23 protein-coding genes and 1 pseudogene are annotated in these 24,789 nt (G+C 36.3%); 4 read left to right on the top strand and 20 right to left on the bottom strand.

Translation table 11 applies throughout. The annotated features are described in order from the left end of the window. Positions 1-4: 4 nt before the first annotated feature. The 9 genes from LDM92_RS06020 to LDM92_RS05980 form a co-directional block, all read right to left on the bottom strand. The gene (locus LDM92_RS06020; RefSeq protein WP_223902435.1) at positions 5-913 is read right to left on the bottom strand and encodes an ABC transporter permease; all 909 of its coding nucleotides are present in this window, start codon (positions 911-913) and stop codon (positions 5-7) included. Between the two features lie 2 nt (positions 914-915). Beyond that, a complete protein-coding gene (locus LDM92_RS06015) occupies positions 916-1,848 on the bottom strand; it encodes an ABC transporter permease (RefSeq protein ID WP_223902434.1) in 933 nt (310 codons plus the stop codon). Between the two features lie 77 nt (positions 1,849-1,925). Then, the gene (locus LDM92_RS06010; RefSeq protein WP_223902433.1) at positions 1,926-3,545 is read right to left on the bottom strand and encodes a peptide ABC transporter substrate-binding protein; all 1,620 of its coding nucleotides are present in this window, start codon (positions 3,543-3,545) and stop codon (positions 1,926-1,928) included. A gap of 15 nt (positions 3,546-3,560) precedes the next feature. Then, on the bottom strand, positions 3,561-4,376 hold the full coding sequence (locus LDM92_RS06005) for a PfkB family carbohydrate kinase (protein WP_223902432.1): 816 nt from the start codon (positions 4,374-4,376) through the stop codon (positions 3,561-3,563). A 14-nt stretch (positions 4,377-4,390) separates the two neighbouring features. After that, positions 4,391-5,368 carry an SIS domain-containing protein gene (locus LDM92_RS06000; protein ID WP_223902431.1) on the bottom strand — a complete coding sequence of 326 codons (978 nt, stop codon included), beginning with the start codon at positions 5,366-5,368 and terminating at the stop codon, positions 4,391-4,393. Between the two features lie 232 nt (positions 5,369-5,600). Next, positions 5,601-6,254 carry an amino acid ABC transporter permease gene (locus LDM92_RS05995; protein ID WP_223902430.1) on the bottom strand — a complete coding sequence of 218 codons (654 nt, stop codon included), beginning with the start codon at positions 6,252-6,254 and terminating at the stop codon, positions 5,601-5,603. 16 nt (positions 6,255-6,270) lie between these two features. Further along, positions 6,271-6,909: an amino acid ABC transporter permease gene (locus LDM92_RS05990; RefSeq protein WP_122052071.1), complete on the bottom strand. Its 639-nt coding sequence runs from the start codon at positions 6,907-6,909 to the stop codon at positions 6,271-6,273. Continuing rightward, the gene (locus LDM92_RS05985; protein ID WP_122052070.1) at positions 6,906-7,721 is read right to left on the bottom strand and encodes a glutamate ABC transporter substrate-binding protein; all 816 of its coding nucleotides are present in this window, start codon (positions 7,719-7,721) and stop codon (positions 6,906-6,908) included. Before LDM92_RS05985 ends, LDM92_RS05990 begins: the two co-directional genes overlap by 4 nt. Positions 7,722-7,732: 11 nt before the next feature. Next, the gene (locus tag LDM92_RS05980) at positions 7,733-8,470 is read right to left on the bottom strand and encodes an amino acid ABC transporter ATP-binding protein (protein ID WP_109585990.1); all 738 of its coding nucleotides are present in this window, start codon (positions 8,468-8,470) and stop codon (positions 7,733-7,735) included. Positions 8,471-8,802: 332 nt separating this feature from the next. On the opposite strand from LDM92_RS05980, the gene msrC reads away from it, so the two are divergent. Beyond that, positions 8,803-9,252, top strand: coding sequence for a free L-methionine (R)-S-oxide reductase MsrC (gene msrC / locus LDM92_RS05975; protein ID WP_223902429.1), 450 nt, complete (start codon positions 8,803-8,805; stop codon positions 9,250-9,252). Between the two features lie 59 nt (positions 9,253-9,311). On the opposite strand, the gene LDM92_RS05970 is transcribed toward msrC, so the two are convergent. Further along, positions 9,312-11,981, bottom strand: coding sequence for a calcium-translocating P-type ATPase, PMCA-type (locus tag LDM92_RS05970; RefSeq protein WP_223902428.1), 2,670 nt, complete (start codon positions 11,979-11,981; stop codon positions 9,312-9,314). 246 nt (positions 11,982-12,227) lie between these two features. Next, positions 12,228-14,630, bottom strand: coding sequence for a phosphoketolase family protein (locus tag LDM92_RS05965; RefSeq protein WP_223902427.1), 2,403 nt, complete (start codon positions 14,628-14,630; stop codon positions 12,228-12,230). 287 nt (positions 14,631-14,917) lie between these two features. Between LDM92_RS05965 and LDM92_RS05960 the strand changes: the two genes are divergently transcribed. Next, positions 14,918-15,682 carry a DeoR/GlpR family DNA-binding transcription regulator gene (locus LDM92_RS05960; protein WP_223902426.1) on the top strand — a complete coding sequence of 255 codons (765 nt, stop codon included), beginning with the start codon at positions 14,918-14,920 and terminating at the stop codon, positions 15,680-15,682. A 4-nt stretch (positions 15,683-15,686) separates the two neighbouring features. Beyond that, on the top strand, positions 15,687-16,058 hold the full coding sequence (locus LDM92_RS05955) for a bacteriocin immunity protein (protein WP_223902425.1): 372 nt from the start codon (positions 15,687-15,689) through the stop codon (positions 16,056-16,058). A gap of 53 nt (positions 16,059-16,111) precedes the next feature. Here the strand turns inward: LDM92_RS05955 and LDM92_RS05950 are convergent, their stop codons facing one another. The 5 genes and pseudogenes from LDM92_RS05950 to LDM92_RS05930 all read right to left on the bottom strand — a co-directional run. After that, the gene (locus LDM92_RS05950) at positions 16,112-16,837 is read right to left on the bottom strand and encodes a GntR family transcriptional regulator (protein ID WP_223902424.1); all 726 of its coding nucleotides are present in this window, start codon (positions 16,835-16,837) and stop codon (positions 16,112-16,114) included. A gap of 8 nt (positions 16,838-16,845) precedes the next feature. Continuing rightward, on the bottom strand, positions 16,846-17,769 hold the full coding sequence (locus LDM92_RS05945; RefSeq protein ID WP_223902423.1) for a nucleoside hydrolase: 924 nt from the start codon (positions 17,767-17,769) through the stop codon (positions 16,846-16,848). A 113-nt stretch (positions 17,770-17,882) separates the two neighbouring features. Beyond that, positions 17,883-18,575: a ribose-5-phosphate isomerase RpiA gene (gene rpiA / locus LDM92_RS05940; protein ID WP_223902422.1), complete on the bottom strand. Its 693-nt coding sequence runs from the start codon at positions 18,573-18,575 to the stop codon at positions 17,883-17,885. Between the two features lie 116 nt (positions 18,576-18,691). Further along, positions 18,692-19,162 carry a Dps family protein gene (locus tag LDM92_RS05935; RefSeq protein WP_045927693.1) on the bottom strand — a complete coding sequence of 157 codons (471 nt, stop codon included), beginning with the start codon at positions 19,160-19,162 and terminating at the stop codon, positions 18,692-18,694. A 151-nt stretch (positions 19,163-19,313) separates the two neighbouring features. Then, positions 19,314-20,069: pseudogene (locus LDM92_RS05930) on the bottom strand (PTS transporter subunit EIIC); the annotation flags it as partial. A gap of 306 nt (positions 20,070-20,375) precedes the next feature. On the opposite strand from LDM92_RS05930, the gene LDM92_RS05925 reads away from it, so the two are divergent. Beyond that, a complete protein-coding gene (locus LDM92_RS05925) occupies positions 20,376-21,821 on the top strand; it encodes a 6-phospho-beta-glucosidase (RefSeq protein WP_223902421.1) in 1,446 nt (481 codons plus the stop codon). A 212-nt stretch (positions 21,822-22,033) separates the two neighbouring features. On the opposite strand, the gene LDM92_RS05920 is transcribed toward LDM92_RS05925, so the two are convergent. From LDM92_RS05920 to LDM92_RS05905, 4 genes are all read right to left on the bottom strand, one after another. Then, positions 22,034-22,975, bottom strand: coding sequence for an aldo/keto reductase (locus tag LDM92_RS05920; RefSeq protein WP_223902420.1), 942 nt, complete (start codon positions 22,973-22,975; stop codon positions 22,034-22,036). Positions 22,976-23,168: 193 nt separating this feature from the next. Beyond that, a complete protein-coding gene (locus LDM92_RS05915; RefSeq protein ID WP_045927689.1) occupies positions 23,169-23,546 on the bottom strand; it encodes a PTS lactose/cellobiose transporter subunit IIA in 378 nt (125 codons plus the stop codon). A 7-nt stretch (positions 23,547-23,553) separates the two neighbouring features. Then, entirely contained in the window at positions 23,554-23,889 is a 336-nt protein-coding gene (locus tag LDM92_RS05910) for a PTS sugar transporter subunit IIB (RefSeq protein WP_034977128.1), read from the bottom strand. Between the two features lie 261 nt (positions 23,890-24,150). Next, on the bottom strand, positions 24,151-24,378 hold the full coding sequence (locus tag LDM92_RS05905) for a hypothetical protein (protein ID WP_223902419.1): 228 nt from the start codon (positions 24,376-24,378) through the stop codon (positions 24,151-24,153). Positions 24,379-24,789: the final 411 nt, after the last annotated feature.

Raw genomic sequence — 24,789 nt, 5'->3', positions numbered from 1 at the left:
TTACCTAACTTCCTTCAATAGCATCCCGTAAACCATCTGCAATAATATTAAAACTTAGCATAATTAATGCTAAAAACAAAACGGGGAAAATAACCATGTACGGGTAAACGATAGCCTGGGTATAACCATCATTGATCATCGTTCCTAGTGATGCTAACGGTGCCGGAACACCTAAACCGATAAAGGCCAAGAATGCTTCTAAAAAAATGGCATTCGGAATAGATAACATGAATGTGGTAATTATTTGTCCTAATGTATTGGGTAAAATTTGAGAGAAAATAATTTTAATATCAGATTCGCCCATTGTCTTTGCAGACAAAACATACTCGCTGGTTTTCAGTTCCAACACCTGTGCGCGAACTATTCTACTCATATTAATCCAACCGACAATCATCATTGCCGTAATTATGCTTACTAGACCAGGTTTCATGACCAAAACCAGCAAAGTAACAATAATGATCATAGGAATAGTACTGAGAATTTCTGTTATTCTTTGCATGAATAAATCAATTTTGCCACCAAAATATCCTGAAATCAGGCCATAACTAGTACCAATAACCAGATCAATTGCCATAGCCACCAGAGCCACTCGTAGTGAAACTGAAGTGCCAGCAGCAACTCTTACAAAAATATCTCTGCCTAAATTATCTGTTCCAAACCAATGACCATTAACACCAGGAGCTAAATTAGACTGGTTAGGATACGGTGTAGTGGGTGAGTATTGACTAAGATGAGGTGCCAGAACAGCTATTAAAGCAATAATAATTAAAACAACTGCGCTAATCACCGCACCCTTATTTCTTAAAAAGCGATGCCAAACCAACTGCCCATATGAATAAGATTTACCAGAATAATGGTCAACCGTTTCAGATTTATGGGCAAATTCAAAATCATCATTTTCTATATTAGTCATAATTATTTGCCCTCATCTAATCTAATACGTGGATCTATTAATCCATAGAGAATGTCAACAATTAGCATAATGCTGATAAAAAGCACTGCATAAAAGAAAGTTATACCTAAGACTACATTATAGTCATTAGCTTGTATAGCACTAATATACAAAGTACCTAGGCCTGGGATAGCAAAAGCTTTTTCAATTACCATACTTCCTGCAAGTAGATCAATCATCAGCGGTGCTAATACTGTAATAACTGAAATTAGAGTGTTTCTGATAACATGATGTCCGATTAATTGGAACTTTTTTATTCCCTTTGAATCCGCCAAACGATAATAATCGGAATTCATAATATCAATCATGTCATTTCTAACATATCGTTCAATGCTTGCCATAGTAAAAGTACTCAATGCTATTGTTGGCAGAATACTGGAAACAAATGGCTGACTGGGTTGATATGTTCCCGGAAAGACCATCAACTTGTAAGAAAATATGATTGAAACAATCAAAGCTACCACAAAGTTAGGGAGACTTATTCCTAAAACAGAAATGCCAGTCATTAAGTTATCCCAAATTGTACCTCTTTTGATCGCTGCCAAAATTCCCATCAGAAAGCCTAAAACTGAGCCTAGTACAGTAGCCTGTAAACCTATCTGGAGTGAAATAATAAAATGTTGCATAATCATTGTAGTAACCGGCGTATTAACCTGAACTGTGTACGAAACACCAAAATCGCCAGACAACATATTTTTTAAGTAATTAAAAAACTGTAATGGCACCGGACCATCCAAACCATATTTATGATAAAGTGCTGCTACTTGAGCATGTGACATTTTCTCATCATTAAATGGCGAACCGGGCATAGCCTTTTCCATAATAAAAAGAATCAAAGTAATCAAAAATAAAGTAATCACTGCAATTAAGATTCTTTTCAAGACATACTTTTTCAAGTTTTTCCCTCCTATCTTCTTAAATAAGCAAACAGAGCTGAGATTGTATCCCAGCCCCGTTAATACTTATAGTGAAATTATTTAATTGAAGCATATTTGAAGAAGAATGGTACACCGGCAATATGCATCGGTAAGTCTTTAATATTTGCTCTTTGCAAAACCGGTGCGCCAATTTGATATAGCGGTGGGCAAGAGGCACTGTCAATTAGGATATTATTTGCTTTAAGAAGCAATTTATATCTCTTAGCTTGATCAGTTGTTTGATCAGATTGAGCCATTAACTTATCAAATTCTGAATTTGCCCAGCGGCCGTAATTACTGTCGTTCTTAGATTGATACATACTCAAGATCGCTGTTGGATCGGCATAATCTGGTCCCCAACGAGTTAAAGTAGCATCATAAGTAGCTTTCGACATCTTATCAGTTCTGGTCTTCTTTGCTACTTGCTGCAACGTCACTTTCATGCCAGGAAGATGCTTTTCAACTTGTGCTTTGATATAAGCTGCTACATTAGCATATGAGGGATCACTGTCATCATAAAGCAGGGTAAACGACCTGAGATTGGTTGCTTTCTTGGCCTTATTCCAATACTTCTTAGCTTGAGCTGGTGAGTACTCGTAAAGATTAGTAGTTGATTCATCCGCAAAGTCTTTACCAGTGGCCGGATTCTTAACCAAATCTTTCATAACCATTGAATGAGAAGGAATTGAGCCATCTTTTAGAATATGAGTCGTTATTTCTTTCCTGTTAATACTGCAAGAAATTGCCTTACGCAGATCAGCGTTATCTAATCCTGGCTTTTTCAAATTAAACATAATGTACTGGGTAAAATTACCAACATCATTGACAAAGTTCTTATCTTTACGATATTTAGAAACAAGCTGACCGCTTAAGTGAACATAGTCTGCACTACCGTTTTCGAAAGCGATAGCTGCTTTTTCGGGATCGGTAATAATATCAAGCTTAACATTCTTAATTTTGACATTTTTGGCATCCCAATACTTAGGATTTTTAACTAACTGGATAGTGTTATCACCTAATTTCCAATCCTTGATTTGATATGGACCGGAGTAAATTAAGTGATTGGAATCTTGTGCAAATTTTTTACCAGTTTTTTGGAAGTATTTCTGATTGACAGGGGCAAAATCACTGAATGCCAACAATTTGTTCATGTAAGGTACAACATGATCCAATTGCACTACTAGAGTTTTAGGACCTGCTGCCTTAACGCCCAATGACTTAACCGGCTTCTTACCAGCTACAATGTCATTAGCGTTTTTAATGCCAGCAGCACCTGGTTGGAAGTTAAAGGCTGAGGCAATCTTAGGATCAGACAACCGCCGCCAGGCAAAAACAAAATCATTAGCCGTTACAGGATCACCATTTGACCAATTGGCGTTTTTACGAATAGTAAAAGTCTTAGTGAGTCCATGATTACTCGTTTTAACTTTAGAGGCCAATGCCAATTGGGGCTTATCGTGGGCATCAATAGTATAAAGCCCTTCTATTGTGTTAGCTACAACAGTTGAAGAGGTGTTTTGATACGCTAAAATTGGGTCAAGAGAGTCAACTGTTGCATTTTGCACAACGGTAATTTTATCTTGATTTTTAGTACCAGAACTAGAATTTTTCTGGCATCCTGTGATTAGCAAACCTACACATGCAATCGCAGTGGCAAGCAAAGCACTTTTTTTCATAAATATCACTCTTTTCTAAAAAGATTTCTGATGACCAAAGCCACCAGATAGTTGGCAAGTAGCTGCAGCATTTTTACTAGCAGCTAAAGCAGCTTCTTGCAAATTTTTTTGATTCAAATAGGAAACTAGAAAGCCACCAATAAAGCTGTCACCTGCTCCCATCGTGTCGACAATCTTCCCAGTTTGTGGTTCTTGATAAAGGGACTCTTGCGATGTCAACAAGAAAGCTGGCTTGGCACCCCGGGTTATAACAATGACTTCTGGTCCTAAAGTTAAATATTTTTTAGCAAATCCTTCCACTTGTTCATCAGACATCTCTGAACCAGAAAAGAAAGCATAATCTACAAACGGCAAAACACGTTTAAAATAACTTTCATTACGAGAATCTGAAAAATCAAATGATACTTTAGTAATATGATGCAGTTCATCAAGATAATTTTCAATTCCCGAATCAATTCCAACATGAACCACATCAAATTTTTTTATTTCAGCAAAATCTGTCGGGGTAAGTCTTAAGGACAACAAATGCATTACTGAATTTTTAGGACCAGGGGCAAAAGTTCTATCACCATCATCTGTGAGAATAACTCGAGGTTGTGCTGTAGGCGCATAGACCTCTCGACAATTAATGAGTTCCACATTTTCTTCTGCTAAAGATTGTTTAATATGCTGTGCCCGATCGTCATCTCCAAACATTCCCAGGTAAGCTGATACGTCAGCTCCTGCCTTTTTGGCATCAACTGCTACATTGACACAATTTCCGCCTGGGAAAAATACCTTTTGCTTGATGTATGTGTCAGCCACATTGTCACCAACTGCAATTATTTTCATGATTTGCAGCCTTTTTAATAATTGAGGTGTCCCATATAACGACGAACATCTAATGAGTGTCCTCTTTCATAAGCAAATCCTTCGGCTAATTGACGGAAAGCTACTCCTGAAAGAATCTGAGAATAGTATTCTTTAAAGTCGTCATCTACTTCATGCATATCAAAGTCAGCGTCGTCAATCACATAAACTTTTTGACTATGCTTTTTGGCAAAATCGATTACACGTTGATCCATCTTTCTAGTAACGCCTAATCCCTTACAAATGATAAAAGGCACATCAAAATCTGTTACTTCAAATGGACCATGGAAATACTCGGCAGAATTGATGTAACCACTATGAATCCATTGCATTTCTTGAAGCCAGCATGCTGAAAATGAATATGTTTCTCCAGTATTAATACCTGAACCTACAGCATAAATTAATTTTTCACGTTTTAATTCACTGGTCCACTTCTTAGCAGTTTCGCCAAATTGCTTCCTTACCCTATCAGCCATAGTTTCTAAACTATCCAGAGCCTTCAGGCCTTTTTCATATTTATTATCACCAGTTACAGACTTCAATAAGCTAAACAAGAAACCATATAAAACTCCATTATTTAAATCAGAAGCATCCGTTCCTTTGCCCCAGCTATAATGCAAAGTGAAATCTGAATTCTTGTCTAAGTCAGAACCTGCCGTGTAGGTAATGCCAACTGTTAAAGCCCCTTTACCTTTGGCAAAATTGACTGCTTCATTTGTTTCTGGTGTAGTACCAGAATGTGAACAAGAAACAACTAAACTGTGCTTGCCTAAATCGTGAGGATTACGGGTTGTGAATTCTCGTGCAGGTAAAATCGTAGCTGGAATATCGCATTCACGATTGAAAATATATTCAGCTGGCTGCATAAAAGCCATAGATCCTCCACAAGCTACAAAATAAACATGATTAATGCCATCAAGCTTCTCTGTAGCGGCAAGGGCGTTCTTAATTTCTTGTTGATATTCTTTTTTCATTTTTAACCTCTCAATCATTCTTGTTATATGATGTTATATTATAAGATAATCGCTAGTTTTTAATATGTCAAGAGTTTTCTTAAAATTATTTAATAAAAATGATCACTTAGTAAAAAATTAATAAAAAGTTTGTGAACTGGTATAAACCAATTGCCTATACATCAAAGTATGCAAAAAAAGCATTTCACAAATTAGTGAAATGCTTTTTAATAATTGCTAATTAAATTCTTATTTAAGATAAATGTTTGCCAATCATACTACCAACAATTGAAAGTGTAAAGCAAACCGCAAAGTACAATACAGCTAAGGCAGCAAACATAGGCAAAATATAATTTGCATTCTGACCATAAATGACTTGTGCATGTTGCATCATTTCAGGCACAACAATGATTGTTGCCAGAGATGTATCCTTAATCAGAGAAACAAACTGACTGATAATTGTTGGAATCATGTTTTTATAAGCCTGAGGCAATACAACATGCCATAATGCCTGAACAAAAGACATGCCAGTTGATCTTGCGCCTTCCATCTGACCGATAGAAACAGACTGAATACCTGAACGCACAATTTCTGCAATCATGCAGGATTCAAATACTGTCATTGCAATAATCGCCGCTGGTATTGTTTCCGGCCTTAAGCCAAAGTTTGGTAGTCCAAAATAAGTAAAAAAGATAATTAGCAGCAAAGGAATGTTACGAATAATATCAATAACGAAACCTACAATTGCTGAAACATATTTAATTTTAGAATATCTAATTATTCCTAAAATGGAACCAATAATAAAGCTTAGAATGACTGAAATTACGGAGATGTAAATAGTTACCCAGAGGCCCATCAACAAAAAGCGCACATTAAGCCACGAAAAGGCGTTCACCCAATTTTGCATTTTCTAGTACCTCCTTTTAACCTAATTTCTTTTCCAAATGCCGCATATAATAGCTAATAGGCAGTGTAACAATCAGATATAGAACACCTACAACTAAATAACTGTTAATAGTGTCAAAAGTTGTTGATGCAATTGAATTTGCTTGGTACATTAAATCAAATCCTGCTACAAAGGCTAGAACTGAAGAATTTTTGACCAAGTTAACAAACTGATTTCCTAAAGGTGGTATTACTATCTTGAATGCTTGAGGCAAAATTATATAACGCATTGCCTGCCAGTAGGTCATACCAGTTGATCTCGCACCTTCCATTTGACCGCCGGAAACTGATTGAATTCCTGAACGAATTGTCTCGGCAATAAAAGCAGAAGTATACAGAGTTAACCCAATTGTACCAGCTGTAAAACCGTTGATTTTGACAACATACATCGGAATTACCAAGTAGAAAAACATAGTGATTACAAGCAAAGGAATGTTACGCATTATTTCCACATAAGCATGTCCAATTACACGCATTACTTTACTTGGAACAACTTCCATAATTGCAAATATTGTGCCAATTATTAAACTGAAAAATAAAGCAATTACACTAGATAGTATTGTCCAGCCCAAGCCAACAAACAGCTGGCTGCTGAATTTTGAAAAAATATTAATCATCGGCGATACAGCTCCTTATACTTAAATCCTGGAACATCGCCAAACCACTTTTTAATTAAGCGATTATATTCACCATCATGCTGCATCTCAAGAACTGCCTTGTCTACAGCTTCAGTAAATGAGGTTTGTCCCTTATTAACCGCAACACCGTAAGGTTCAACAGTAAAAGTGCCACCACGAACTTCGTAGCCTGGATTTTGAACTGCTAACCCAAATAAAATTCCGTTATCAGTAGTTAATGCATCCCCCTGATGTGATTTTAAAGCGTTCATTGCCTGAGCATAGTCTTGCAATTCAATCACTTTTGCTCTTGGAGCCACCTTTTTAATGTTTTCAACCGAGTTGGCACCGACAACACCGATAACTGTCTTGCCATTAAGGTCCTTTGTACTCTTAATTGAAGAATCTTTAGGAACTAAAAGTGACTGACCCGCATCAAAGTATGACTTTGAAAAAGAAATAATCTTTTTACGCTCGGGCGTGATTGACATTGTGGCTATAACGGCATCCACATTTCCGTTCTTTAAAAGTGGAATTCTGGATTGAGAGGTTGTTGTTACAAACTCAGCTTTTCCTTGAGGTCCTAATATATGCTTTGTGATATGTTTTGCCATATCAACATCAAAACCCTTTTGCTGACCATCCTTAACATCAATTAAGCCAAAAAGTTTAACATCACCTTTAACACCCCAAACAATAGTATTTGCTTGTTTGGCATTATTTAAAACAGATTGATCACTAAGACTTTTACCACAACCGGTTAACATCAAAATACATGCTAATAAAGGAAACAGCCAAAATTTCTTTTTCATAATTGGCCTCCTTAGTGAGAAATAATTTTACTCAAAAATTGTTGTGCCCGCTCCGTCTTAGGCTGCTTAAAGAAGCTTTCGCTATCATCATCCTCAACAATTCGACCTTGATCCATAAAGATAACTCTATTTGCCACCTCTTTAGCAAAGCCCATTTCGTGAGTAACAATTAATGAAGTCATACCACTTTCAGTGGTAACTTTCTTCATAACTTGTAAAACATCATCAATCATTTCCGGATCAAGAGCAGAAGTTGGTTCATCATATAAAATTAGTTTTGGTCTCATTGCCAATGTTCTGGCAATAGCAACACGCTGCTTTTGACCACCAGAAATTTGTGAAGGCATATTATGTGCCCATTTGCGTAGCCCAACCATATCAAGTAAATCTAACGCCTGTTTTTTATTTTCTTCTTCAGGCATGTGGCTTACTATTCTGGGAGCCAGCATGATATTTTCCAGTACATCTTTATTTTTGTATAAATTAAAGTGCTGGAAAACCATCCCAACATCACTCCGTAAGATGTTGAGGTTGGTCTTTGGATCTGAAAGATCGTGACCGTTAACTACTAACTTACCTTTCTGGATTGATTCAAGCCCGTTTACGGTCCGTACTAAAGTACTCTTACCTGAACCAGATGGTCCAATCAGAACCACCGTTTCGCCTTCATCAATCTCTAAATTAATGTCGTGCAGTGCATGAAAATGGCCATAAAATTTTTGCACGTCATGGAACTCTATCATCGACATTGTCATCGCCCCTTTCATAATCAATGCATGAAATAATAAGTTGTAGAATCTATTTTACTATAACCGTTAAGAATTTTAAAAGTAATACAGTGTTTTTAATAAAAATTTATAGAAAGATCTGCTTAATTCACATTGACTTGAAAGTCACATAGTTAGCGTTACGACGGGAAAGTACAGTAATAAAAAGGGCTTTTGTATGTTCATTAATAATAAATTAATGTCAAAAAATGCCATTTATAATTAAAATTATCTGTGAAAAATATACTCTTATTTGCATTTTTTTCTTCCAAAAATAGTTTGACTAGCATACACTCTAATTAAGGAGAAAACTTATGGATAAAGAAAAAACTTATAAATTACTTTTAAAACAGGCTGGCAACCTTCTTCAAGGTGAACACGACTTAATTGCCAACATGAGTAACATCAGTGCACTACTTTTTAATAGTTTAGCTGAAGTAAGTTATGCCGGATTTTATCGTTTTCTGGATCAAGAGCTCATTTTAGGACCTTTTCAAGGGCCAGTCGCTTGCATGCATATTCAATTAGGAAAAGGGGTCTGCGGTGTCGCTGCAAAGACTCAGCAAATTCAAATTGTGCCTAATGTTCACGGGTTTAGTGGTCATATTGCCTGTGACGCTAATACCAATTCAGAAATCGTTGTTCCTATTATTCACAATAAGAAGCTTCTTGCCGTTCTTGACCTTGACAGCAATATTTTCAATAGATTTGATCAAATTGATGCTGAATATTTAGCAAAAATAGCTGATCTTGTTTCAAAATAAACAAAAAAAGTTCCGCAATCTAAATTAAGATTGCGGAACTCTTTATTATATATAGCTTTCTACTTTTTGCCTGCTAGACGTTGAAATGCTTTGACAATTTCGACTATTACAATCATACAAAATCCAGCACCTAAAACTATCAACCATTGTGTGGAATTCAATTCTGTGACATCAAAAAATTTTGTCATAAACGGCAATTCTACTGCAGCCATTACCACAGCTGAAATTAATATTGCCCAATTAAACCATTTATTAGCAAATGTTTGCTTAGAAAAAATAGACTGGTGTATGTACTTAGAATTGAAAGCATGAAACAGTTGAATGAGTCCTAATGTAAGAAAGGCCATTGTCAGAGCATCAGCATGTTGCAGGTTGGCGTTACCCATGTGAGGGCCAAAATTTAGGCCTAGTTGATAAGTGGCTAAAACAATGACACCTTCTAGTATTCCTTGATAAACAATTGAACTGGCAACGCCACCACTGAAGAAGTTTGATTTTTTACCCCGTGGTGTCCGTTTCATAATGCCTTTTTCAACAGGTTCAAGTCCCAGAGCAATAGCTGGTAAGGTATCTGTCACCAAGTTAATCCACAGCAATTGCACTGGAGCTAAAATATCCCAACCCAGCATGGTCATCATAAATACTGTTAAAACTTCCCCGACATTACAACTCATGAGGTAAAGAATGGCTTTTTGAATATTGCTAAAGACCTTACGTCCTTGTTTAACAGCTTCAACGATAGTAGCAAAGTTGTCATCTGCTAAAACCATATCACTGGCACCTTTTGATACTTCTGTACCAGTGATGCCCATACCGATACCAATGTCAGCTTGTTTTAAACTAGGTGCGTCATTAACTCCGTCTCCTGTCATAGCTACAATTTTGCCTTGAGCTTGCCAAGCCTTAACAATACGAACTTTGTGTTCCGGAGAAACCCTGGCATATACATCAAAATCAGTTACATGTTTTTCTAAGTACTCATCACTAAATTCATCAAGCTGTGCACCGGTAACTACCCGTTCATCTTGACCAGGCTTTAAAATCCCCAGCCTTTCTGCAATAGCTTGGGCAGTGACTTGAAAGTCGCCTGTAATCATAACTGTTCTAATGCCGGCACTGTGAGCTTCTTTAATAGCTTCTTTAGCTTCAGGACGTTCTGGGTCAATCATCCCCACCAAGCCAGCAAAAATCAAGTCCTGCTCAACATTATCAGTTGTAGGATCATCGTATAATTGTTCAACTGGTTTATAAGCTAGCCCCAAAACCCGCAAGGCGTTTTTAGCCATATTTTGATTTGAAAGCATAATTTCATCTTTTTGCTTCTCAGTAATCTCACTGACTTTACCATCAAGTTCAATCCGTGTTACCCGTTTGAGCAGTTGATCCGGTGCCCCTTTAACCGCTACAAAATATTGACCGCTGTCTTCATTAATAGTACTCATTAATTTACGACCAGAATCAAACGGTACTTCCTGGAGCCTCTTATGCTTTGCAAGTAAATTATGCACATCAATTTCTTGGTCAAGTGCATACTGAATCAAAGCTGTTTCAGTTGGGTCGCCCAACAATTGATTGTTATCATCAAGTTTTGAATCATTAGCTAAAACCATTGCCATCAAAGCATGATTATCATGATTAATGCTATTTGAAGAATTATGAACCTGGTTATCATAATAAACCTGTTCAACCGTCATTTTATTTTGAGTTAAGGTACCTGTTTTATCAGAGCAAATAATATCCGTTGCTCCCAACGTTTCCACTGCTGGCAACTTACGCACAATTGAGTTGTGCTTGGCCATTACCTGAGTACCTAGAGCCAAAATAATAGTTACGATTGCAGGTAATCCTTCCGGAATTGCTGCAACAGCTAGTGAGACAGCTACTAAGAACATATCGATTGCTAATTTATTTGTTGGTTCTGTTCCTTTTTTGGTAAAAAAGCCTACAACAAAGACCACAGCACAGATTAGCAGAATCATGATAGTTAGCGTTTTGCCTAACTGGTTTAGATTACGCTTTAATGGTGTATCCGTTTCATCAGTATTGTTAAGCATTGTGGCAATTTTGCCGACCTCAGTGGTCATTCCTGTTGCGGTAACAATACCTTCACCACGCCCATATGTGACATTAGTATTAGCAAATGCCATATTATCCTGGTCGGCTAGTGCTACCTTTTCTTCATTAACAGCTTCACTAGTTTTATCAACTGGAACGGACTCACCAGTCAAAGCTGATTCTTCGATTTTGAGACTTTTAGTAAGAGTCAACCGCAAATCAGCTGGTACAACATCACCTGCTTCAAGCAAGACCACATCCCCAGGTACTAGTTCCGTACTTGGTATTTCCACAATTTGACCATCACGCCGAACATGGGCGTTAGGAGTAGCCATTTTCTTTAAAGCATTAATTGCTTCTTCAGAACGTGTTTCTTGAAAAACGCCTAATACTGCGTTCAAAATGACCACAATCATAATAATAGCTGCGTCTGTCCATTCTTGAGCCACAAAGCCGGAAAGCAATGCTGCGACTATCAAAACAATGATCATGAAATCTTTAAATTGGGCTAAAAAGCGTTGCCAAATGCTAACTTTCTTTTTACTGGTCAAACTATTAGAGCCATATTTTGCTAGTAACCCGTCTATTTGACTTGCTTTTAAACCACTAGCTACAGATGTCGCAAAGTCCTTTGCAACATCCTCAATTTTTTGATTGTAAAAATTCCGGGGCATCTTTACCTCCTAATAACAAAAAAGAGACTTATATGTACAACACACACAAGTCTCACTATTTAAGATAAGTCCAGAAGTATTTCTTCGGGTGTTGGGCTTATCGCAAGTAATTGCTGTTACTCCCTTATGATGCTTCTTATTATAAATAAATTTATTACTTTTAACAAGAATAAGGCTATTAAATTAATTAAATAAAAAACATGACTTCATATTTCGAGAGGTCATGTTTTTAATAAATACTAATATTTACTTAAGACCGGTCCACTTCCATTCAGTAACTTCAGGCATATCTTTACCATTGTCACGAATGTATTGGTGGTGTTTTGCAAGTAATCTATCCATTTCCGCTACAAAGCCTGCACTCTTTTCACCGTAACGAGGAACACTTAAAATGGCATCTTTTGCCAAATGGAAACGATCAAGTTTATTAACTACACGCATGTCAAATGGCGTTGTGATGTCTCCTTCTTCCTCATAGCAGTGAATATGAACATTGCTACGCTTACGACCAAACCAAATGGATTGCATCATTGCCTTATAGCCATGCCATGCAAAAATCACTGGCACATCACTTGGGAATAATTGCTCAAATTCTTCATCAGAAATTGCTTCTGGATTATCCTCAGTATTCATCAATTTCATAACGTCAATTACGTTAATATAACGAATCTTAAGATCAGGAAAGTTCTTATGCAAAATATCAATTGCCGCAAGGGATTCCATTGTCGGTTCCGTTTCAGTTGAGGCAAATACAACATCAGGCTTAGCATTTTGGTCAGTTGATGCCCAATCAATGTACGATAAGCCGTGGTTGGCAATACGAGTTGCTTCATCAATTGAGAACCATTGTGGTCTTTCCTGCTTGGAAGTAACCAAAATGTTGATGCACTCACGATCGGTGAAAGCTTTTTGTGAAACTGCCAACAGTGAATTGGTATCAGCTGGTAAATACTCATGAACTAAATCTGGACGATTCTTTTCATACATGTGAGTCAAGACACCAGGGTCTTGGTGAGTATAACCATTATGGTCTTGTTGAAAGACAGTTGAAGTCGCAACAAAGTTTAATGACGGATAGTCCTTACGCCAATATTGTTCCTTAGCCTTTCTTAACCATTTCATATGTTGAGTCAGCATTGAATCTACAACACGACCAAATGATTCATAAGTAGCAAAGAAACCGTGACGACCAGACAAAACATAGCCCTCCAGCCAGCCTTCGTCTTGGTGCTCAGACAATTGTGAATCGATCAAACGACCACTTGGTGCCAGGTTTTCATCATTAGGTGTATGAACGGAACTTTCCCATTGGCGTTTTTGCTCATCAATAAACTTGAATAAACGGTTTGACTTAGTTTCATCAGGACCAAAGCCACGGAAGGTATTAGGATTGAGCTCAGCAATTTCGTTTAGATATTTAGCCCATTCCGTCATGTCTTCAGCTTCAATAGAACCTGGTTGATCAAATTTCAAGGCATATTTACGGTAATCCGGCAAACTAAGACGCTTAGCTTTTTCTCCACCCGCATTAGTGATTGGATTCATGGCCATCCTGCTGTCACCAGTAACATTATCAGCTGTCACGATTTCAGTTGGAACACCATTTTCATCGAATAACTCTTCCGGTTTATAGCTCTTAAGCCAATCAACTAGCATATCTTTATGTTCCATGTCATCTTGAGCAACAGGAATTGGAATTTGATGGGCTCTAAACGAGTTTTCAATAGGATTGCCATCAAGATCCTTCTTTGGACCGGTCCAGCCCTTTGGCACCCGGAAAATGATCATTGGCCAGTGGGGCAATGTTTCATCATTATTTTCACGAGCATTCTTTTGAATAGACTTAATTTCTTCAATGACAGTATCCATCAATTTAGCCATTTCTTCATGAACCTGCATGTGCTCTTTATAGCCATCAAATTCACCGCCATTATATGCAGAAATAATATAAGGATGCCAGCCCATGCCTTCAAAGTACTTGGTCAATTCTTCGTCCGACATTCTGGAAACAATCGTTGGATTTGAAATCTTGAAACCATTAATTTGCAAGATTGGTAAAACTGCCCCGTCCTTAATAGGGTTGATAAATTTATCGCTAAACCAGCTAGCTGCAAGTGGTCCTGTTTCTGCCTCACCATCACCAATTTCAACCGCTGCAATTACGTCAGGATTGTCTAAGATTGCACCTGTACCATGGGAAAGTGAGTAACCTAGTTCTCCACCTTCGTGCATTGAACCAGGAGTTTCAGGTGCAGCGTGTGAAGCAGAACCACCTGGGAAACTGAAACGCTTAAAGAGCTTAGCCATTCCTTTTTCATCTTGTTGAATTTCAGGGTAAAGCTCACTATATGAACCATCAAGGTATGAATTAGATACCATAACCTGACCACCATGACCTGAGCCTTCAATATAGAACATGTTCAAACCATACTTTTTGATAACTCTGTTTAAATGAGCATAAATAAAGTTTTGCGGTGAAATAGTGCCCCAGTGACCAATTGGCTTAGGTTTAACTTCACTTGCTTTGAGATCATGTTTTAATAACGGATTACTCATTAAGAAAAGTTGACCTACAGATAGATAATTTGCTGCACGCCAGTGAGCATCAACACTTTTGAGAAATTCTTTTGAATCGTAATCAGCTGCCATTTTTATTCTCCCTTTTTAATATTTGCTAAAATTCATTTTATAAACATATTATAGCAAGTTTTGGGTAAAGTTCAACCATTTTGAAAATTGGTTCGTCCCAATTTATAAAAAATAAGTGTTTAATTATTGCCAAGTAGATAAGTAATACTATTATTATGCCATTTTCTATTTACAGATCAGCATATTTATGTTCAAATACTGATAAACACTTATTTTTCAAGTTAAATACTGAAAAAGTGATTAAACAATATTTATTCTAGTGCTAAATTAGGCACAGGAGAGGTAATATGACACAAGAAGAACGGTTGCGGCAGATTAAGCAAATGCTTAATCAAGAAAATCATTTGAGTACTCGCAAGTTAGCAAATTTTTTCAACATTTCTTTTGACACGGCCCGTCGTGATGTAGTGCGGTTAACAGCAACTGGTCAAGCTATCAGAGTTCATGGTGGATTAGTCGCAATAGATCGAAGTGATGTGCCTAACTTTCTCATGAGAAGTCAAATCGATTCACCAGTTAAAACTAAGATGGCAAAAATGGCTCAGAGATTTATCCATCCTAACCAGTGTGACTTTATCGGTCCATCAACTACTTTAAAGAAATTGTGTGACTTAATTTGCGGCACTGATTTGCAAATCGTTACTAATTCAATTGATAATTCGTTAGCTCTGATGCAATCTAAATTACCTAATGTGAGACTTCTCGGGGGCAAAATAGATAAGGAACATAGATTTAATTACTCTATTACCTCACTTGAGCTTTTGCAGAAAATAAGTTTTAACACTGCTTTTGTTGGTACTTCAAATGTTAAAAGTGACGGTATCTATTCAACAAAAATGAGTGATTCAGAATTAATCAAGATTGCAAGTTCAAGAGCTAAGCAAGTGATCGTCGTTGCCGAAAAATACAAATTTGATAGCCAAAATACTTCTCCTTATATGTCAATTCCACTTAATAATATTGACGTTTTAATCACAGATTTGCCTTTATCTGAAAATTTCCAAAAGAATTTTTCGCCAAAAACGCAAATCATTTCAGTACTAAGGAAGTGAGATTATGTGGAGCTTTTTTGGTAGTTTGTTTTCAACAAAACGGCAACAGCTAATCGAAGAAGTTTATCAAGATTTAAACCAATTTTATAATAGTTTTTTTAGTAATATATACAATGAATTGAATATCAAAAAGTATAAGCAAATTCGTGATGCCGTTGGTATGGTAATGCGCAAGTTTGACAGTCAAGATCACCCATTAGACTATACCGGCAAATTAGTATTGTATATTGAGGCATGTGTCGCATTGCAGCATTTGCATTTAACGACTCTGCAGCAAAAACTTTTGCGTGACTTAAGTAATAAAACCAGAAAAGTCAACTTAAACTTTGTTTATACTGGACGGATTATGGATATGCAACAATTCAAGAATATTTGATTTTCTTTTTTAAATAGAATGTATCCCAAAAAAGCAGGCCAAGGCCTGCTTTTTCATTTATTCAAATTCACAAAAGTATTGAATCTCATATATTGGTAATGAATGCGCATAGTTGATACTTCAAATGGCGTACCATCATCTAAAAAGAAAATACCTTCCATTACTCCGACTGGTTCGCTCTCTTTCAAATTAAGTCTAGTTTGATCTTCATCATTTGATGGCTCAACCGTAATATTCAGAAACGCTTTGGTAACCACTTTATTTTGCGAATCTTCGAGGTAATTAAAAAGTGATTTTTTCAAGTGTTCTGGTTTTAGCTCAGGAACAATTTTAATTGGTACATACCCAGTTTCAATTAAAAATGGTTGCTTATCTAAAAAGCGCAACCTTTTAAACTCATAAACAAAGTCATTTTCTTTAAGGAATAAGTCTTGTGCTATCCCTTTCGGAGTCTTGATTACGCTAAAAGACAGCAATTTAATTCCTTGCTTTTTGCCAGGAACTTTCAAACTATCAGTTAAACCTAAGTTAGACCCCTCATAACGAAACAAGGACTGATTTTTTAAATACAAAGGGTTAATAAATGTTCCACTACCCCTTTTTTTAAAGACAATGCCTTGTTGAGAAAGCAGCTCCATCGCTCTTTTCATTGAGGAACGACTTACTTGATAGTGTTCAGCTAGACTACGCTCGTCTGGAAGGCGCATCCCCTCATATTTGTTATCTAAAATATTCTGTTTAATATCACGCATCACAGTACGATAAACGAAATCTGCCATTATCTACCTCAATTATTTATATTCCTGACGGCGGCAATTAACCATTCTGAAAATTGCACCCGGTCAACTTTCACTCCAACTTGAACATTTGCTGGTTTGTTAAAGAAGTTATTAAAATCAATTAAAGAAGCACCGTAAGCACTTGGACTTTTGGTATCTACTATGACATAAGCTGGCTTAAAAGCAAACATTTCGGGTTTTACCAGCATACCCGCTGCCAATGCATCGTATACTTCACGACCATTGGTTTCAGTATGATCATGTAAATTGCTCATAATATGATAGAGCATATCTCCAGTTCTGCCTAATTGCTTAATTTGGGCCAAAACATCTGGAGTCACATATGCTTGATGTCCTAATTCAAGAGGTGCTAACAAAATTTTTACGCCACATGAAAAAACAATCTGTGCTGCTTCAGGATCACCTGCAACATTATATTCTGCATAAGGTCCCCAATTGCCGCGACCAATTGCACCGCCCATAATTACCAATTGCTCAATTTTAGGCAAGTCTTCTGGAAATTGCCTAAAGTAAAGTGCAAAATCTGTTGCTGGCCCAATTTGCATTAATGTTACTTTTTCAGCACTGCCAGCAACAACTTCATGAATTGCTTCTGCAGCGATACCTGGTTTTAATAAGTTGTGATTAGGTGCCGGAAAGTCAAATCCAGCTAGTCCGCTCTTACCGTGAACATCTGAAGCATCGATTTGATTCCGCAGTAAAGGTCTGTCAGCACCACTTACAACGGGGACATTGGTTTTTAAAAATGTTTCCAATTTTAAAGTATTGTCCAAAGTATTTTTCAATGGTACATTGCCCCAAGTCGCTGCTATCAATTTAACATCAAATTCTGGAGCAAAAAGAGCAACGGTGATTGCTACAACATCGTCAATTCCGGGATCAGTACTAATTATCAATGGTTTTTTTAACATAAGTATCCTCTTTTTAAAAATGGTTATAAAACAATAATACCAAATTTAGCTGCTCGTTGCTGTAAAAATAAAAAGAGTTAACCGCATAGACAAACTTGGGTCAACTCATAAATTTACTTTTTACGATCTTCTATCTCACCATTTGAATGAGCGATAATGGCTTCATCACACATCCCTAAAAAAAGCCCATGTTCGACCACTCCTACGGTATGATCCAAATAATCAGCTAAACCACCAGGAACAGGAATAGGATCAATATTCAAGTCGATAATAAAATTGCCATAATGAGTTACAAAGCGTTCATTACCTGCCATGCGCCACTGTGGGTGCAACCCTTCAGCTTGAAAAAGTCTAAAATTTTGTTCACACGAAACAGGTAAAACCTCAACAGGCAAAGCGAAGCCACTCAGTCGGTCAACCACTTTAGATTCGTCTACAATCCAAATTATTTTGCGAGAATTAACTGCAACGTTTTTTTCCATGGTTAAAGCGCCACCACCACCTTTAATACCATCAAAATTAGCTGCTAATCTATCTGCACCATCGATAGTCAAATCCAGTTGGTCTACTGCATTCAAGTCATCAACATGAAAACCGTAGCTTTCCATTTGCTTCTTACTTCTGCTTGAAGTTGTTACCACAGCATCAAGGTCAAGGCCTTCTTCTTTTTTTCTTCTGCCTAACTCAGCAATTAAAAATGCTACTGTCGAACCAGTGCCTACTCCCAGTTTCATTCCTGATTTGACTAATTCAGCAGCTTTTACAGCAGCTTGCTTTTTTAACTTATCCTGCTCTTCTTTATCCATAATTCATGCTTTCTAAAATACGTAATTGATCTGTGACTAAAATTATTATAGCAAAGATATTAGCAAAAGAAGACACAAAAAAAGCAGTCATAAACTGCTTTTTAAACTTGACTTTATTATTCTGGATCAATTTCAGGAGCCTTATTAATTTCGCCTGACATCATCCAAATTCTCTTTTCTACATCAGTGTGAAAACCGGTCAACAAATCATTGGTTGAGTAATCTCCTTCTTCATCACTGACTTTAATGCCTTCTTCATAGAGCTGATCAAGGTAATGGTAATCAGCAATAATTTTTGCATAGCGCTCATCAATTGTTTCATCCCAATTGCCCTTTTCATCAGGAATCTTAGTTTTAGCTGCTATTTCACTTAAGGTTGAAACTGGAGAACCATCAAGGGTAATTAAACGTTCAGACACTTCATCCAGTTGGTCAGCTAGTTCATCCATTACCTTGTCTAAGTATGGGTGTAATTTCAAAAAGCGATTACCACGCATGTACCAGTGATGTTGGTGAACTACCATATGTAATTGTGTCAAATCAGCGACCAATTGATTTAAAACTTCTTTAGTCTTTGGATATTTCATATAAAAGTGCCTCCAAAATTAAATAATATTGTTACACTTTTATTATAGCGAGTAAGCGCTATTAATACTAAAATATTGTTTAGCATTTTTTAGTCCTACTATAATAAAAAATCTGCCTTTACCAGACAGATTTTGTTAAAGCAATTATCTTTTATGCAGTTTCTGATTTTTGATGCTTCTTTTCTTGTTTTAAAAGTTTGTTGTCATAGTGCTTAATAAACGGATACCAAACTAGAAAAGCTACTATTGCACAAGTTATTGAAAGTACTGCTCCCTGCCAGCTTACAGTGGCAATAAAACCACTCAATCCAACCGGTGTGGGCCAAGGTTGCTGAAATCTGATCACAGGGACCAAACGAGATTCTATTCCTACATACGCTACAATACCAGCTGCAAGCGGTGCACAAACAAAAGGAATAAAAAGATCAATGTTATAAACAATAGGCAAACCAAATATTAAGGGCTCGTTGATATTAAAAAAGGCTGGTACGATTTCAACTTTCCCCAACTCCTTGAGCTGAGCAGAGCGAGCACGTAAAACCAGCCAAATAGCTACACCAAGCATTGCACCAGAACCACCAACATTTATGAATGCATCAGTTGAATCACCGGCAAAGAACCGATGAGCACCATTCACGTTAGCAGCCATATTAGCTAAAACGATTGGATAATAAAATGAACTCAAGATTGTTGCTCCGTGAATGCCAAACCACCAAAGAAGGTGCAGTAAAAACATTATTACCAAAAAGCCCCACCAAGTATCAGCAATTTTACTAATAAACGAGAAAGGAACATATAACAAATTGAACATGTCGGTTCCCGCTAAAACCAAAGCACCATTAATAGCTGCTACAACCAGAGCGACACAAAAAGCAGGTATCAAAGCACTAAAAGAATTGGCAACTCCAGTTTGAGCTAGTGCAGACATTAATTGTTTGGTAGAATTATCCATGAGGGAATCTCTCTTTCGTTGATTTTATGTTTTACAAGATAATCATACGGCGAAGAGATTTCTTTTTTTAATAGACATTTACACAAAATTATCTAAACACCCCTTTCTATCTCAAAAATATACTATATAATACTGACAATTATATATTAGCTATTATTTATTAAAAATAATAATAGCTTTTTAGAGAAGCTTGCTGGTAAAGTAACAATAAGTATAAAATATATTTGTTAATGCAATCATCAGAGAAAAAAGGAGATAAAAATGTTTTCAGCCAAAATGCCAGATGGATTTTTATGGGGCGGAGCCGTTGCTGCTCATCAGTTAGAAGGTGCTTGGAACGAAGATGGCAAAGGAATGTCAGTTGCTGACGTCATGACAGTAGGTTCTGCTACTAAACCACGTGAAATTACTGACGGAATTGTTGCAGGCAAAAATTACCCTAACCATAGTGCAATAGACTTTTATCATCACTATCAAGAAGATATTAAATTAATGGCAGAAATGGGTTTTAAAGCCTTCAGAACTTCCATTGCCTGGACTAGGATTTTTCCCAATGGCGACGACGAGCAGCCCAACGAAGCAGGTCTAAAATTTTATGATGACTTGTTCGATACTTGCCATCACTACGGCATTGAGCCGGTAATTACTTTATCTCACTTTGAGATACCATTTAATTTAGTTAAGAAATACCACGGTTTCACTAACCGCAAAGTAATTGATTTCTTTGTTCGCTTTGCCACAGTTTGTTTTAAACGTTATCAAAGTAAAGTAAAATATTGGATGACATTTAATGAAATCGATAATCAATCTGCATACAATGATGACTTTTTAATGGCAACCAATTCCGGGATTATTCTCAAGGGTATGACTGACAAAGAAAAAGAAGCTGCAATGTATCAAGCAGCTCATTATGAATTAGTTGCTTCAGCTTTGGCTGTTAAAGTTGGACATCAGATTAACCCAGATTTTCAAATTGGCTGTATGATTAACTATTCTCCAGTAAGGCCTTTGACTCCTTCATCTGCTGATATGCTTTTAGCGGACAAGTTTGAGCAACGGCGCGACTGGTTTTCAGACGTTCATGTCTTTGGTGAATATCCCAAAGAAGTTGAAGCATATATTGAACGAAACAGCTATCGACCTGATATTACTGATGAAGACAGAATTGTACTGGAAGAAGGTACAGTTGACTACGTTGGCTTCAGTTACTATCAAACAACAACCGTCTCAGCCCAAAACGTAAAAGCTGATGAATTAAATGACTTATCTAAGGCAAAAGCTACTAATCCAACTTTGGAAAAAAGTGATTGGGGCTGGGAGATCGATCCCGCTGGCTTAAGAATTGCTTTAAACCACTTAACTGATCGTTATCATAAACCTTTATTCATCGTTGAAAATGGCCTGGGTGCTTACGACAAAGTTGAAAAAGATGGTTCTATTCATGATGATTACAGAGTAGATTACTTAAGAAAACATATTTCAGAAATGGAAAAAGCAGTTGCAATTGACGGGGTTGACCTAATGGGCTACCTACCTTGGGGTCCAATTGACCTGGTATCTGCTGGAACAGGGCAAATGGATAAACGTTATGGCTTTATCTATGTAGACAAAAATGATGCTGGCGAAGGTACTTTGAAGCGCTCACGCAAAGATTCATTTGATTGGTATAAAAAAGTTATTAGTTCAAATGGTCTCGATTTAGATTAACCTAGTAACTTTAAAAAATTGGCACTTCTAAACAAAGCAAATTGAATACACGACACTTATATAAGTGTCGTGTTTTTGTTATTCAAATATTGAAAACACGCTTAAAAAGCCGATACACTTTTCTAAATTCATGTGGCAAAAAGCTATTCCAATATTTAATACAAAAAGGGCTCTAAGCTCTTGTTTAATTAGCTTAAAGCCTTTTTTGCTTTTTAGAAGTTACTAAATAATTGATCTATTTGCTGATATTCATCTGTTGTCAAATTAACATGCAAAGCAGCTGCATTGCTTTTAACTTGATCAGCGTTACGAGCACCAGGAATTACAACACTAATTGCTGGATTTGCCATATACCAAGCTAATACGGTTTGTGTAACCGTCGCTTGATGATCAGCAGCAATTTTTCGTATTCCATCAATCCCTTTCATAGCATCTTCATACTGCTCTTCACTGAAATCTCCCAATAATTGTCCACCATCACTATTTTTAAACTTTTCCCAGTCTTTTAGATAGTATTTTCCTGTTAAAAGTCCTGATGCTAATGGGAAGAAAGGTACAAAGGAAATATTATTTTCCTGTAAGTACTTTAATTCCTCTTTAACTGGAGCTTGGTGAACTAGGCTGAACTGGTCTTCAACAATATCAACTTTGCCATTTTTATTTGCTTCTTTAATCTGATCTAAAGAAAAATTGGAAACGCCGATTGCTTTTATTTTGCCTGCTTTTCGTATTTCATCTAAAGTTTCAATTACTTCATCTTTTGGCGTATCATTGTCTGGAAAATGAATATAAAAAATATCAATATAATCAGTTTTCAACCTTAACAAGGCTTCATCGACTGCTTTTTTAATAAACTCAGGACTATTATTGATAGCCATATCATGAGACTTATCTTGGGCAGCCTTAGTAGCAATTATTACTTTTGAACGATCATAGTCTTGCAGCACATCACCAATAATTTCTTCAGATCTTCCAAGACCATATACATAAGCTGTATCGAAAAAATTAATTCCTTGTTTTAAAGCTTCTCTTAAAAGATCATAGCCATCTTGTTCATCTAAATTCTGAAATAAGTTATGTCCACCAACTTTGTTAGTTCCTAAACCTAACGGAGTAGTATAAACGTCACTTTTACCAATTTTTATTTGTTTCATGTTGATTCTCTCCTAAATAAATGACTTGAGAGGCTCAAGGCAATAGTTTTGTAATTTATACATGTAAGAAAAAAGCAGACCATATTTCAAGTAAAGCTAAATCAATTATGTTAATTCAGTGTTTTTACCTATGGAATTTATAAAAAATCCCCAATATTAAACTGATTGAGATACCACAGTCATTAGTTTTTAATTACTTATTCTCAGTTTCTTTCTTTAACGCACCTGCTTTGAAAAGTTTTTCATATAGATCTACCATTTCTCCAGCCAAATCCCTAAAGGTTATTGCATTCATCAAATGATCTTGTGAATGAACTACCAGAAGGGTAACCTTCGTGTGATCTCCTTGAGCCTCTTTTGTCAGCATCCCTGTTTGAGAATTATGTGCTTCGTTCAAAGATTGATCCGATTCTTTCAATTTGGCACGTGCACCTGCAATGTCACCCTTTTTCGCAAGGCGAATAGCTTCAAATGCAAGACTTTTAGCGTTACCACCATTGGCAATAAGTCCCATGGCTGCTTCTAAAGTTTCTTGTTCTTTTTGTTCAGGTGTTTCTTTTTCAGACATCATAATCCCCTTATCCGTTAATCAAGTCTTCAGCTTGTTGTAAAACCTTTTTACCATCCATCATGCCATAAGCACGCATATCAATAACTCCAAGAGGAATATCCTTACCTTCTTTTCCTTGACCTTGGACTTTATTCTTGAAGTCATCTTCCATATAACGAATTTGAGGTCCAAGCAATACACAGTCGGGATGATCTTGTTCAATGTGTTGTGAAGCTTCTGAAGCTGGACATGCAAAAATATGTGCGTCAATACCCTGATCCTTCGCAGCTTGCTGCATCTTAGTAACTAACAAAGATGTACTCATTCCAGCACTGCAGTTAAGCATAATAGTTTGTTCTGCCATAATAATACTTTCCTCCTAAAAATGTATCCTAATATTAATATTCTCTATTATAGCACGTTTAAAATAGCGCTTACTAATATATCTATTAATTTTTATATTATATAAAAAAGCTCTTATTATACCTTATGTTTATGATTAAAAGAAAAATATTCGTGGCTTTGTCAAAACTTTTACTACCACGAATATTAATATAATATAGTTCAAATGTTTCTTTTGAAAATCTGTCAAAGTAATAATTCCTATGAACTTTTAGAAAATTAGTTAAAATCCCCTAAAAGCCATCACACTTCCAGCTATACCAATAATTAACAATGCCAAACCAATAATTAGAGAAGTCCACATTGCCACTGGCATAAAACCGTTATTAGTGCCCTTATGTAAAATGCCACGGATATAAACGACACTATTAACTATTTGATAAGACCCTAAAGCCATCATAATCACAGCAATGATCATTAAAAATGCTGCACTTGTTAAAAAGTTTGTCATTTTAACACCCTCTTTTAAATTACATTACTATATTATAAAGTAATTTTACCACCTTTCGAAATTAAAGTGGCTAAAATTTTATCATGTTTTTTAACTTTAAATTTAAAATGATCAAAGAGACAAATGAAGCCACCAATTTGTATAAATAAGTAAAAAAAAGAATGAACCGGCAATTGTTAGAATTGAATAGCCATTATTGGTGCCCTTGCGTAAAATATTTCTAGTATATTTATAGCTACTCACTAACTCAAAAATTGCTCGCAAAATTAATATGATCCCCTGATCGTTTTTTAAAGATTATATTAGCCAAAAAGTTAGTCATTTTTTCGCCCTCTTTAATATTGAAAAAGTCTTTTCATCCTTATATTTTATTCATTATAAAGCTTTTAATAAAAAAGTATAGCATTGACC

The organism is Lactobacillus laiwuensis (assembly GCF_019972835.1).
In the GTDB taxonomy this organism is placed as follows: domain Bacteria; phylum Bacillota; class Bacilli; order Lactobacillales; family Lactobacillaceae; genus Lactobacillus; species Lactobacillus laiwuensis.
The sequence above is the reverse complement of the archived record's forward strand: the minus strand, read 5'-3'. Positions and strand labels throughout refer to the sequence as shown.

Excerpts from the sequence above, each read along its gene's own strand:
- LDM92_RS06020 (WP_223902435.1), bottom strand. The coding sequence starts at position 913 with ATGACTAATATAGAAAATGATGATTTTGAATTTGCCCATAAATCTGAA.
- LDM92_RS06010 (WP_223902433.1), bottom strand. The coding sequence starts at position 3,545 with ATGAAAAAAAGTGCTTTGCTTGCCACTGCGATTGCATGTGTAGGTTTG.
- LDM92_RS06005 (WP_223902432.1), bottom strand. The coding sequence starts at position 4,376 with ATGAAAATAATTGCAGTTGGTGACAATGTGGCTGACACATACATCAAG.
- LDM92_RS06000 (WP_223902431.1), bottom strand. The coding sequence starts at position 5,368 with ATGAAAAAAGAATATCAACAAGAAATTAAGAACGCCCTTGCCGCTACA.
- LDM92_RS05995 (WP_223902430.1), bottom strand. The coding sequence starts at position 6,254 with ATGCAAAATTGGGTGAACGCCTTTTCGTGGCTTAATGTGCGCTTTTTG.
- LDM92_RS05990 (WP_122052071.1), bottom strand. The coding sequence starts at position 6,909 with ATGATTAATATTTTTTCAAAATTCAGCAGCCAGCTGTTTGTTGGCTTG.
- LDM92_RS05985 (WP_122052070.1), bottom strand. The coding sequence starts at position 7,721 with ATGAAAAAGAAATTTTGGCTGTTTCCTTTATTAGCATGTATTTTGATG.
- LDM92_RS05980 (WP_109585990.1), bottom strand. The coding sequence starts at position 8,470 with ATGTCGATGATAGAGTTCCATGACGTGCAAAAATTTTATGGCCATTTT.
- msrC (WP_223902429.1), top strand. The coding sequence starts at position 8,803 with ATGGATAAAGAAAAAACTTATAAATTACTTTTAAAACAGGCTGGCAAC.
- LDM92_RS05970 (WP_223902428.1), bottom strand. The coding sequence starts at position 11,981 with ATGCCCCGGAATTTTTACAATCAAAAAATTGAGGATGTTGCAAAGGAC.
- LDM92_RS05965 (WP_223902427.1), bottom strand. The coding sequence starts at position 14,630 with ATGGCAGCTGATTACGATTCAAAAGAATTTCTCAAAAGTGTTGATGCT.
- LDM92_RS05960 (WP_223902426.1), top strand. The coding sequence starts at position 14,918 with ATGACACAAGAAGAACGGTTGCGGCAGATTAAGCAAATGCTTAATCAA.
- LDM92_RS05955 (WP_223902425.1), top strand. The coding sequence starts at position 15,687 with ATGTGGAGCTTTTTTGGTAGTTTGTTTTCAACAAAACGGCAACAGCTA.
- LDM92_RS05950 (WP_223902424.1), bottom strand. The coding sequence starts at position 16,837 with ATGGCAGATTTCGTTTATCGTACTGTGATGCGTGATATTAAACAGAAT.
- LDM92_RS05945 (WP_223902423.1), bottom strand. The coding sequence starts at position 17,769 with ATGTTAAAAAAACCATTGATAATTAGTACTGATCCCGGAATTGACGAT.
- rpiA (WP_223902422.1), bottom strand. The coding sequence starts at position 18,575 with ATGGATAAAGAAGAGCAGGATAAGTTAAAAAAGCAAGCTGCTGTAAAA.
- LDM92_RS05935 (WP_045927693.1), bottom strand. The coding sequence starts at position 19,162 with ATGAAATATCCAAAGACTAAAGAAGTTTTAAATCAATTGGTCGCTGAT.
- LDM92_RS05925 (WP_223902421.1), top strand. The coding sequence starts at position 20,376 with ATGTTTTCAGCCAAAATGCCAGATGGATTTTTATGGGGCGGAGCCGTT.
- LDM92_RS05920 (WP_223902420.1), bottom strand. The coding sequence starts at position 22,975 with ATGAAACAAATAAAAATTGGTAAAAGTGACGTTTATACTACTCCGTTA.
- LDM92_RS05915 (WP_045927689.1), bottom strand. The coding sequence starts at position 23,546 with ATGATGTCTGAAAAAGAAACACCTGAACAAAAAGAACAAGAAACTTTA.
- LDM92_RS05910 (WP_034977128.1), bottom strand. The coding sequence starts at position 23,889 with ATGGCAGAACAAACTATTATGCTTAACTGCAGTGCTGGAATGAGTACA.
- LDM92_RS05905 (WP_223902419.1), bottom strand. The coding sequence starts at position 24,378 with ATGACAAACTTTTTAACAAGTGCAGCATTTTTAATGATCATTGCTGTG.